The sequence below is a fragment of the Sphingomonas sp. genome (assembly GCF_035555815.1).
Lineage (GTDB): Bacteria > Pseudomonadota > Alphaproteobacteria > Sphingomonadales > Sphingomonadaceae > Sphingomonas.
In genome coordinates, this window is sequence record NZ_DATMGG010000103.1 from 1 (window position 1) to 10,184 (window position 10,184).

10 protein-coding genes are annotated in these 10,184 nt (G+C 68.4%); 5 read left to right on the forward strand and 5 right to left on the reverse strand.

The features are described 5' to 3' along the window. A partial coding sequence (locus VNR91_RS05735) for an alpha-E domain-containing protein (protein WP_325489819.1) occupies positions 1-259 on the forward strand: 259 nt, incomplete at its 5' end. Further along, positions 259-1,068: a transglutaminase family protein gene (locus VNR91_RS05740; RefSeq protein WP_325489820.1), complete on the forward strand. Its 810-nt coding sequence runs from the start codon at positions 259-261 to the stop codon at positions 1,066-1,068. The genes VNR91_RS05735 and VNR91_RS05740, both read left to right, overlap by 1 nt. 22 nt (positions 1,069-1,090) lie before the next feature. Here VNR91_RS05740 and VNR91_RS05745 read toward each other — a convergent pair whose 3' ends face one another. Both VNR91_RS05745 and VNR91_RS05750 read right to left on the reverse strand, forming a co-directional pair. After that, positions 1,091-1,873, reverse strand: a complete 783-nt coding sequence (locus tag VNR91_RS05745) for an arginyltransferase (RefSeq protein ID WP_325489821.1) — start codon at positions 1,871-1,873, stop codon at positions 1,091-1,093. 249 nt (positions 1,874-2,122) lie between these two features. Beyond that, positions 2,123-3,367 carry a threonine ammonia-lyase gene (locus VNR91_RS05750; RefSeq protein ID WP_325489822.1) on the reverse strand — a complete coding sequence of 415 codons (1,245 nt, stop codon included), beginning with the start codon at positions 3,365-3,367 and terminating at the stop codon, positions 2,123-2,125. Between the two features lie 54 nt (positions 3,368-3,421). On the opposite strand from VNR91_RS05750, the gene VNR91_RS05755 reads away from it, so the two are divergent. Beyond that, on the forward strand, positions 3,422-4,300 hold the full coding sequence (locus VNR91_RS05755; RefSeq protein ID WP_325489823.1) for an NAD(P)-dependent oxidoreductase: 879 nt from the start codon (positions 3,422-3,424) through the stop codon (positions 4,298-4,300). Positions 4,301-4,330: 30 nt separating this feature from the next. On the opposite strand, the gene VNR91_RS05760 is transcribed toward VNR91_RS05755, so the two are convergent. Beyond that, positions 4,331-5,161 carry a DUF4163 domain-containing protein gene (locus VNR91_RS05760; RefSeq protein WP_325489824.1) on the reverse strand — a complete coding sequence of 277 codons (831 nt, stop codon included), beginning with the start codon at positions 5,159-5,161 and terminating at the stop codon, positions 4,331-4,333. 73 nt (positions 5,162-5,234) lie between these two features. Here VNR91_RS05760 and VNR91_RS05765 point away from each other — a divergent pair, with 73 nt between their 5' ends. Both VNR91_RS05765 and VNR91_RS05770 read left to right on the forward strand, forming a co-directional pair. Continuing rightward, the gene (locus tag VNR91_RS05765) at positions 5,235-6,905 is read left to right on the forward strand and encodes an amidohydrolase (RefSeq protein WP_325489828.1); all 1,671 of its coding nucleotides are present in this window, start codon (positions 5,235-5,237) and stop codon (positions 6,903-6,905) included. 186 nt (positions 6,906-7,091) lie between these two features. Next, positions 7,092-7,727 (forward strand): PilZ domain-containing protein, encoded by a 636-nt coding sequence (locus VNR91_RS05770; protein WP_325489825.1) that lies wholly within the window; start codon positions 7,092-7,094, stop codon positions 7,725-7,727. Positions 7,728-8,165: 438 nt separating this feature from the next. Here the strand turns inward: VNR91_RS05770 and ctrA are convergent, their stop codons facing one another. Both ctrA and VNR91_RS05780 read right to left on the reverse strand, forming a co-directional pair. Then, a complete protein-coding gene (ctrA, locus tag VNR91_RS05775; protein ID WP_325489826.1) occupies positions 8,166-8,879 on the reverse strand; it encodes a response regulator transcription factor CtrA in 714 nt (237 codons plus the stop codon). A 93-nt stretch (positions 8,880-8,972) separates the two neighbouring features. Further along, positions 8,973-9,920 (reverse strand): LysR family transcriptional regulator, encoded by a 948-nt coding sequence (locus tag VNR91_RS05780; RefSeq protein WP_325489827.1) that lies wholly within the window; start codon positions 9,918-9,920, stop codon positions 8,973-8,975. Positions 9,921-10,184: the final 264 nt, after the last annotated feature.

The following is a 10,184-nucleotide window of genomic DNA, read 5'->3' on the forward strand; positions in this document are numbered from 1 at the left end:
CTTGCTGATCGCCCGGTTCGAGCTGCCGCGCAGCATGGCCGGCTGTGTCGAGGAAGCGGTCAACGTGATGACCCTGCTCAGCCAGCGCACCGGATTGCAGGGTGAGGCCGACCGGATGGCGCGGGCGCGGCTCGCGGCGATGCAGCGCGTCCGTTCGGGCGACGTCATCGCCGGCGGTCTCCACGAATATCTCGAACGGTTCATCGCCGACAATCAGGAGTTGCACGACGCCGTCGCCCGGCAGTTCAAGTTCGCCTGATGCGCATCTCGATCGATCACAAGACGCGCTATCATTTCTCGGAGCCGCAGGCGCGGGTGGTGCAGTTGCTGCGGGTGACGCCGCAGGATTCGATCGATCAGACGGTGGTCGACTGGCACATCGGCGTCGATTGCGACGCGCGGCTGCGCCGGGCGCGCGACGGCTTCGGCAACATCGTGACGACGCTCTATGCCGAAGGTCCGCTCGACGGGCTGGCGATCGACGTGCAGGGCGAGGTGCTGACCGCCGGCGAGGCCGGGATCGTCCACGGTGCGCAGGAACCGCTGCCGCCCGCGCTCTATCGCCGCGTGACGACGCGGACCGAGGGCTCCCCCGAACTGCTCGCCTTTGCCGCGGAGGCGACCGCGCGCGACGCGCCGCTGCTCGACCGGCTGCACCAGCTCAATGGGCTGATCCACCAGCGGTTCGACAGGGTCGCGGCGCATCACGACGACGGTCGCGGCGCGGCGGAGGTGTTTCCCGGCTGGAGCGCATCGGCGCGCGACCTGGCGCATATCCTGATCGCCGCCGCGCGCGCCGCTGGTGTCCCCGCGCGCTACGTTTCGGGCTATCGCCGCGACGGCGCGCACCAGCCGGCGCCGCATGCCTGGGCGGAAGCGCATGTCGACGGGCTGGGCTGGATCGCGTTCGATCCGGCGCACGGCATCTGCGCCGATCCCAATTACGTGCGGGTCGCGGTCGCGCTCGACGCCACCGGCGCCGCGCCGGTCGCGGGATCGCGGCTGGGGCAGGGCGAGGAACGGCTGATGGTCGACGTCCAGGTCGCGGCGATGGGCGGCGACGCGTGATCCACCGGGTCGGGCATGGCGATCAGGCCAGTTCGCGGACCCGTGGCGCATGGGCGGGCACCGCGTCGGCATCGGGGTCGAACGGCGCCCAGCCGCTGGGGCCGAGCACCTCGATCGGGCGATAGCGCGTCTTGTACGCCATCCGCTCCGACCCCTTCACCCAATAGCCGAGGTAGACATAGGGCAGCCCGGCGGCGCGCGCGCGCAGGATGTGGTCCATGATGATGTAATTGCCCAGGCCCGAACGCCCGGTCTCATCGCCGTCGAAGAAGCTGTAGATCATCGACAGCCCGTCGGCCTGCTGATCGGTGATGCACGCGCCGACCAGCCGGCCGTTGCTGCCGTCGTCGGTCGGTTCGCGATATTCGACGACGAAGCTGTTGACCGGGCTCTGCTCGACCATGTCGGCGTAATCGCCCTCGTCCATCTGCGCCATTCCGCCGCCGGGGTGGCGTTGCGTCAGATAGCGGCGCAGCAGCTGGTATTGCTCGTCGGTCGCCCACGGGCGGCACGCGTGGACCTGAAGATCGGCGTGGCGGCGCAGCAGCTTGCGCTGGCTGGCGTTGGGCGTGAACCCGTCGTTGACCACGCGCACCGAAACGCAGGCGGTGCAGCCCGCGCAGCTCGGCCGATAGGCGACCGACTGGCTGCGGCGGAAACCGATCCGACCCAGCGCATCGTTCAGCTCGCCGGCATGCTGGCCGTTCAGCTCAGTGAACACCTTTCGTTCCTGCCGGCCGGGCAGGTACGGGCACGGCGACGGCGCGGTCACGAAGAAACGTGGAAAACGAAAAGGTGCGGTCACCGTCCAACCCCTTGATCGACGTGCGAATGCGTCGTTCGGGGCCACTATGATACGCTGGATTCGTGATGAAAAGCCGCTTTACCACAAAAGAGGGTTAATGCCGGTCCGATATCGATGAAGCGCGCGAACGGAACGTCACGCGCACATAGTGTGACAGAATCGGGATTCTGCGGATAGAGTCGATGGACTCGCTTCGTCGCGGTTTCGATTCGGGTCGGCGGAAAGCCGGTGGGTGGGGCCGCGTTTACCCTACGCCAGTTCGACCAGGCTCACTTCGTAATGCGCCAGCCGCAGCGCGGCGATCAGCCGGTCGAGGTGGGCGCGGTCGCGCGTCTCGCACTCGATGTCGGTCACCAGCCCCTTGGCGGGCAGCGACGTGAACACGCGCTGGTGGTAGACCTCGATGATGTTGACGCCTTCCTGGTCGAAGATGCGCGCGACATGGAACAGCGCGCCGGGCCGGTCCTGCAACCGGATGCGCAGGCGGGCGAGGCGGCCCGATCGGGCGAGATCGCGCAGCAGCACGTTGGCGAGCAGCCGCGTGTCGATGTTGCCGCCGCACAGCACGATGCCGATCGTACGCCCGCGAAAGCGGCTGCCGAACGCGAGCAGCGCCGCCAGCCCGGCGGCACCGGCACCCTCGACCACGGTCTTCTCGATCTGGAGCAGCAGGCTGAGTGCTTCCTCCAGCCGGCGTTCGTTGACCAGCAGCACGTCGTCGACCAGCGCTTCGACGAACTGCGCGGTCAGTTCGCCCGGTTCCTTGACCGCGATCCCTTCGGCCAGCGTATCGCCGCCGCACGCCAGCCGCGTGCCGTGCAGGCGGTTGTACATCGACGGGTACAATTCGGCCTCGACGCCGATCATCTGGACTTCGCGGGTGCCGCCGCGCGCCGCCACCGACATGCCCGAGATCAGGCCGCCGCCGCCGATCGGCACGATCATCGTGTCGATTTCGGGCGCGTCCTCGAGCATCTCGAGCGCGACGGTGCCCTGGCCGGCGATGATGCGGGCGTCGTCGAACGGGTGGACGAAGGTCAGGTCCTCCTCGCGCTCCAGCTTGCGCGCGTGGGCATAGGCGTCGTCGAACGTCTCGCCATGCAGCACGATCCGCGCGCCATGGCTTTCGGTCTGCGCCACCTTCACCGTCGGTGTCGGCTTGGGCATGACGATGGTGACCGGGACGCCCAGCCGCGCGCCGTGATAGGCCAGGCCCTGCGCGTGGTTTCCGGCCGATGCGGCGATCACGCCCTTGGCCCGCGCCGCCTCGTCGAGCTGGAGCAGCGTGTTGAGCGCGCCGCGCTCCTTGTAGGCGGCGGTGAACTGGAGGTTCTCGAACTTCAGGTAGACGGTCGCGCCGGTCAGGTCGCTCAAGGTCTTGCTGTGCAGCGTGGGGGTGCGCACAACCGCGCCGCTAATCCGTTCCGCCGCGGCGCGGACATCCTCGATCGTGACGGGCAGGGGCTGTTCGATGCGGGCGGGACGGGTAGGCATCGCAGCCGCCTAGACCATCTGGCGCCGGGGGGGAATGCCGCTTATGCGGGCGGCATGGTCGACATCGCATATCTCGGGCTGGGCGTGATGGGCGCGCCGATGGCCCGCCACCTCGCCGCCGCCGGGCACAACGTCACCGTCTACAACCGCACCCGCGCCAGGGCCGAGGCATGGGTGGCCGCGCACGGCGGCGCGCTGGCCGACACCCCCGCGCAGGCGGCGGCGGGCAAGGCGGTGGTGATCAGCTGCGTCGGGCGCGATTCCGATCTGGAGGAGGTGACGCTCGGCCCCGACGGCGCCTTTGCCGCGATGGCGGCGGGCGCGCTGTTCGTCGACCACACCACCGTATCCGCCGCGATCGCGCGGCGGCTGGCGGCGGAAGGGGAGGCGCGCGGGCTGCTGGTGATCGACGCGCCGGTCTCCGGCGGGCAGGCCGGCGCGGAGAACGGCGCGCTGTCGATCATGTGCGGCGGCACCGATCCGGCGATGGACGCGGCGCGGCCGGTGATCGATGCCTATGCCGCGCGCATCGTCCATGTCGGCGCGGCCGGCGCGGGCCAGACCACCAAGATGGTCAACCAGATCGCCATCGCCGGGGTGCTCGGCGGGCTGAGCGAGGCGCTGCGCTTCGCCCAGGCGGCGGACCTCGACCTCGACCGCGTGTTCGAGGCGGTGTCGGGCGGCGCCGCGCAGAGCTGGCAGATGGTCAACCGCTGGAAGACGATGGGCGAGGACAGCTTCGACTTCGGCTTCGCGATCGACTGGATGCGCAAGGATCTCGGCCTGGCGCTCGACGAGGCCAAGGGCAATGGCGCGCTGCTGCCGGTAACCGCGCTGGTCGACCAATTCTATGCCGAGGTGCAGGCGCTGGGCGGCGGGCGACAGGATACCAGCGCGCTGGTGCGGCGGATCGTGCGGCGGGATCGCGGCTAGCGCGGTCGGGAAACCGCTCCGGCCGTCGGCCTACCGCGCGGCGAAGGCGTCGCGGTATTCCGGCTTGACCGCCGCCAGCACCGCCGGCGTCACCGGCAGCGTCAGGTCGAAAGACCCCTCGGCATAGGGGCCGGCGACATAGGGGCCGACCAGCAGGCCGATGCGGTTGATTGCGGCGCGGTCGGTGGAGCCGAGGATCAGCGTCGCCTCCTCCACCTTCGGACAGTCGTTGAACGGATCGTCGTCGCCTTTGCCCCGCTTCACCGGCTCGCCGCGCCGCTTGGCGCGTTCGGTGTCGAGCCGGTCGCAGAATCCCGCGCCCAGCGCCGTCTGGATCGCCTCCTTCGACGTGAACAGCGCGACCGGGTCGAGCCGCTGCCCCGCCACCTTGTCCCACACCATCGCCGCGTAACCCGGCATCCCATGCGCGCCGCCGGTATAAGCATAGGTCTGTGCCGACAGGCTCAACAGGCGCGGGGTGTCAGTCACCGTCTTCCATTCGACGCTGCTGTCATAGGCGCGATAGGGGAAATCGCCCGCCTTGGCCTCGCGCCGCGCATCGGCGGTGTCCTTGACCAGCACGGCGCGCAGCGTGTCGCGGTCCTTGTCTAACCATGCGCGCAACGGGCCGATCGCGGCGGCGGCGGCCGGATAGCTGTAGGCGAAGCTGAAGTCGTCGGTCTTGATCTCGGTTTTGCTCGCCGCGGCGGCCGGAGCCTCCGGCGTCGGGGGAACGGCGTTGGCGACGGTGGGTTCGCCGGCCGGCGCGGCGACCGTGTTGCCGGCGGGCGCGTCCGTCGCGCCGCCACAGGCGGTCAATCCACCGAACGCGGCCAGCACCGCGAGCTTCATGCGTCGCATCATCAACCAACTCTCGCCAAATCGTCGTGCGGACAATATGCCTGAACGCATGCAGATATCCATCGGCTCCGCAATGTTCGCCATCCACCGGCTGGGCGTGTCGGCGATCGCCGCGATCGCCCTGTCGATCGCCGTCGCCGCGCCCGCTCACGCCGACGCGCTGATCGACAATGTCGACGGCGTCGCGCTCGACAAGGACGGGCACCAGATCCGCTTCACCGGAATCCTCGTCTCGCCGGATGGAAAGGTGGTGCGGCTGCTGCAGAAGTTCGACAAGCGCCCCGACAAGCTCGACTGGCGCGCCGACATGAAGGGGCGCGTCGCCATCCCCGGCATGATCGACGCGCACGGCCATGTCATGGACCTGGGCTTCCGCGCGATGTCGCTCGACCTGTTCGAGACGACGTCGCTGGCCGGGGCGCTCGATCGGCTGCGTGCCTATGCCGCCGCCAACACCACCCGCGCGTGGCTGATCGGCGGCGGATGGAACCAGGAGGTGTGGCAGCTCGGCCGCTTTCCGACCGCGGCGGAACTCGACGCGGTGGTCGCCGACAAGCCGGTCTGGCTCCAGCGCGCCGACGGCCATGCCGGCTGGGCCAACGGCGCGGCGATGCGCGCGGCGGGGATCACCGCCAAGACCGCCGATCCACCCGGCGGCCGCATCGAACGGCTGGCGAACGGCCAGCCGTCGGGCGTGTTCGTCGACGCGGCGATGGCGCTGATCGAGGCGAAGCTGCCGCCGCCGACTCCGATCGACCGCAACGTCGCCTTTCTCAAGGCGCAGGAACAGTTGCTCAGCCTGGGCATCACCGCCACCGCCGACATGGGCACCAGCGTCGACGACTGGCTGGTCTATCGCCGCATGGGCGATGGCGGCTATCTGCGCGTGCGGATCATGGCCTATGGCGGCGGCGTCGAGACCGCGCTGAAGGTCGGCGGCACCGGCCCGACGCCGTGGCTGTACGGCGATCGGCTGCGGATGGGCGGGATCAAGCTCTATTCCGATGGCGCGCTCGGTTCGCGCGGGGCATGGCTGAAGGCGCCGTATGCCGACGCGCCCGGCAACAGCGGGCTGGGGTTCCTGAAGGACGACCAGTTGCTCAACCTGATGAGCCGTGGTGCGATGGACGGGTTCCAGATCGCGGTCCATGCGATTGGCGATCACGCCAACCTCCAGGTGCTCGACGCGATCGAGGAATTGTCGGCGACGTACAAGGGCGATCGGCGCTGGCGCGTCGAGCACGCCCAGATCGTCGATCCCGCCGATATCGCCAAGTTCGGCCAGCACGGCATCATCGCGTCGATGCAGCCGGTGCATGAATCGAGCGACTGGCGGATGGCGGAGGCGCGGCTGGGGCCGGCGCGGCTGGGCGGCGCCTATGCCTGGGCGACGATGGAGAAGCTGGGAACGCGGTTGGCGTTCGGATCGGACTATCCGGTCGAAAATCCCAACCCCTTCGTCGGCTGGGCGGTGGCGATCACGCGGGAGGACGCGCAGGGTCAGCCGCCGGGCGGCTGGCGCCCGGAGGAGAAGGTCAGCCGTGAGGCGGCGTGGAAAGCCTTCACCAGCGACGCCGCCTATGCCGGCTTCGCCGACGATCGCTTCGGCACGCTCGCGCCGGGGCTGCGCGCCGACTTCATCATCGTCGATCGCGACCCCACGCTCGCCACCCCCGCCGATCTGGGTCAGACGCGCGTGCTCGAAACCTGGGTGGGGGGTGAAAAGGTGTGGGAACGCAAATAACGGTGCGACCTGGTATCTTTTATATTCCGTTGTTATTCAGTGGATTGAGGGAATATCTCGGCGTGACCGGTACGCGGAATACCAGTCGTTAAGCTTTCCGGGCGAAGATCGGCGGGCGATGCTGTGCGGGGGAGCGGGGGCGATGTGCCTCCGACGTGCGGCAACGACGCGCATGGGTATTGAGCCGTGTTCGAGAACGAGAAGGACGGCATTGGCGACGGCCCGGCTGCTGGCAATCCGGCGGCGGCGGAGCGTCGTGGCGATCGGCGCCATGTCACCGTGTTGCGGGTCGCCCGCGTGGTGCGTGCGCATGGCGATGAGCTTTGCGTGATCCGCAACATCTCCTCGGGCGGGGTCATGGCCCATTTCTATTCAGCCGCGCAGGTCGGCGAGCATGTCGTCGTCGAATTCAAGTCCGGCCGCCAGCTGGAAGGGGAGGTCCGCTGGACGCGGGGCGATACCGCCGGGGTGGAGTTCGAGGACAAGATCGACATCGTCGCGTTCCTGGCGGGTGAGGGCGACGTCGCCGGTCAGTTCGATCCGCGCGCGCCGCGCCTCGCGGTGGGAATGCCGGCGATGATGCGCAGCGGCGTCCGCGTCTATCCGGTGCAGGTGTGCGACATCTCGCAAGGCGGGCTCAAGTTCCGCGCGATCGAGAGCACCGCGATCGACCAGAAGCTGGTTTTCCGCATCGCCGGCCTGCCGCCGGTCTCCGGCACCGTTCGCTGGCGCGATGAAAGCTACGCCGGGGTCGCGTTCGACCTGCCGCTCCCGCTCGAGACGCTGGCGCGCTGGGCGGCGGAAACCGACCGGCCGGGCTGAACCGCGCTACCGGACACGATCCGTGCGGCCGGCACGCGTTCCGGTGCGGACGCTCGAATCCTACCATCGTTGCGAGAGGCGAGGCCGCGCGCACTCGGGCGGCGCTGGATTGCCTCTCGCGACTTCGCCAGGCTCGCAATGACTGTTGCGATCGATCGCAGGACGGGCAGGGGCGAGGGCGGATCGACATTCACGAATATCGGAGATCGATGCACGCCTTTTTGGTGTCGTACCACTTGATCCGCGATCCTGGCCGCCGCTTGCCGCTCTGAGTCCCGGCCTTCATCGGGATGGACTTCTACCGCTTGGATGGCGATCCGCCCCGGGATGCTCCCCGCCGCTGCCATTCCTCCCGAAACAAAAAGGCCGCGGCGTCCGATGGATGCCGCGGCCTTTTGGTGGTCGGGTGACCGGATGGATCGCCGGATCGGTCGATCGTCAGGCGACCTGGACGACCGGTTCCTCGACAATCTGCTCGTCGGGATCGCGCAGCACATAGCCGCGGCCCCACACCGTCTCGATGTAATTCTCGCCGTCGGTCGCCATGCTCAGCTTCTTGCGCAGCTTGCAGATGAACACGTCGATGATCTTCAGTTCGGGCTCGTCCATCCCGCCATAGAGGTGGTTGAGGAACATTTCCTTGGTCAGCGTCGTGCCCTTGCGGAGCGACAGCAGCTCCAGCATCGCATATTCCTTGCCGGTCAGGTGAACGCGGGCGCCGTCGACCTCGACGGTCTTGGCGTCCAGATTGACCGCCAGCTTGCCGGTCTTGATCACCGACTGCGAATGGCCCTTCGATCGGCGGACGACGGCATGGATGCGCGCCACCAGCTCCTCGCGGTGGAACGGCTTGGTGACATAGTCGTCGGCGCCGAAGCCGAACGAGCGCACCTTGCTGTCCATCTCGTTGATGCCCGACAGGATCAGCACCGGCGTCTGCACGCGGGCGACGCGGACCTTCTTCAGCACGTCGTAGCCGTGCATGTCGGGCAGGTTCAGGTCGAGCAGGATGATGTCGTAATCATACAGCTTCGCCAGATCGAGGCCTTCCTCGCCCAGGTCGGTCGTATAGACGTTGAAGCCCTCTGTCGTGAGCATCAGCTCGATCGCCTTGGCGGTCGACGGCTCGTCTTCGATCAGCAGCACGCGCATCCGTTGGTCCCCTTGCCCGGACGACAGACGGCCACCCCCGGCCGCTGCTCATTAAGGCGAAGTATTAACCTAAGCAGGTCTGAAGGCAAAAGGTTAATTTCTTCCTAACCGGCCTGACTCCGCGAGTCGCGCCATATTGTGCGGTGCGGTGCACAGCGTCTTGAAGGTGGTGGCGAAGTGCGCGATCAGCGCCTCCACCCGGGCCGGTCTTAACGATCCCGGCGGGGTCAGCAGGTGCAGCGCGATGCCCAGCGTCGCCCATTCGGGCAGGATCTCGACCAGCGTGCCCGCCGCCAGATCCTCATCGACGATGAAGTCGGGCAGCCGCGCGATGCCCAGTCCGGCGCGCAGCGTCGGCAGCATCACGTCGCCGTTGTCGGTGATCAGCGGGCCACTGGGGCGCACCGCCGCTTCCTCGCCGTCGGCCTTCTTGAAATGCCATGCGCCGGGCAGGTTGGCATAGCGCAGGCAGGCATGTTCGCCGAGGTCGGCCGGGTGGCGCGGCGTGCCGCGCGCCGCCAGATAGGACGGGGCGGCGACGATCCGCCCCGCGACCGGCGCCAGCCGCCGCGCGCGCAGCGAACTGTCGGGCAGTTCGGCGATGCGCAGCGCGATATCGAACCCCTCGGCGACGATATCGACCTTGGCGTCGGACAGCCGCAGGTCGATCTCGATCCCGGGATGCGCGGTGAGGAAGTCGGCGACCGCGCGGCCGACGAAGCGCGTGCCGAACGTCACCGGCGCAGCGACGCGGACCAGCCCGGCGGGGGCGGTGGCGGCATCGCGGGCGATCTCCTCCGCCGCCTGCGCCTCGGCCAGGATGCGGTGCGCGCGCTCGGCCAGCGCCTTTCCGCTCTCGGTCAACGACAGCCGGCGCGAGGTGCGGTGGAACAACGCGGTGCCCAGCGCGGTCTCCAGCCGGGTGATCGCCTTTGACACGGTGGCCTTGCTCAGGCCGATCGCCTCCGCCGCGCCGCTGAACGAGCGATGTTCGACCACGCACGCGAAGATGGCCCAGGCCTCGAAATCGGGAAGTCGCATCCGCACCTTCTAACTCAGAAACAATCCGTTTCCAACGTTTCCATTTACGCGATCATGGCGCCCCCTATTTTGGCGGCAACCAAGGGAGACACCCGATGACCACCATGACCAACAGCCGCGTCGAGCGGCGTCCGTTCGCCAGCCTGGGCCACGCCGATCACGGTTGGCTCAACGCCCGCCATCACTTCAGCTTCGCCGATTATTACGATCCCGACCGGATGAGCTGGGGCGCGATCCGGGTGTGGAACGATGATGAGATCGGCG

Coding starts and splice junctions, on each gene's coding strand:
- VNR91_RS05740 (WP_325489820.1), top strand. CDS start 259: ATGCGCATCTCGATCGATCACAAGACGCGCTATCATTTCTCGGAGCCG.
- VNR91_RS05750 (WP_325489822.1), bottom strand. CDS start 3,367: ATGCCTACCCGTCCCGCCCGCATCGAACAGCCCCTGCCCGTCACGATC.
- VNR91_RS05755 (WP_325489823.1), top strand. CDS start 3,422: ATGGTCGACATCGCATATCTCGGGCTGGGCGTGATGGGCGCGCCGATG.
- VNR91_RS05760 (WP_325489824.1), bottom strand. CDS start 5,161: ATGCGACGCATGAAGCTCGCGGTGCTGGCCGCGTTCGGTGGATTGACC.
- VNR91_RS05765 (WP_325489828.1), top strand. CDS start 5,235: ATGTTCGCCATCCACCGGCTGGGCGTGTCGGCGATCGCCGCGATCGCC.
- ctrA (WP_325489826.1), bottom strand. CDS start 8,879: ATGCGCGTGCTGCTGATCGAAGACGAGCCGTCGACCGCCAAGGCGATC.
- VNR91_RS05780 (WP_325489827.1), bottom strand. CDS start 9,920: ATGCGACTTCCCGATTTCGAGGCCTGGGCCATCTTCGCGTGCGTGGTC.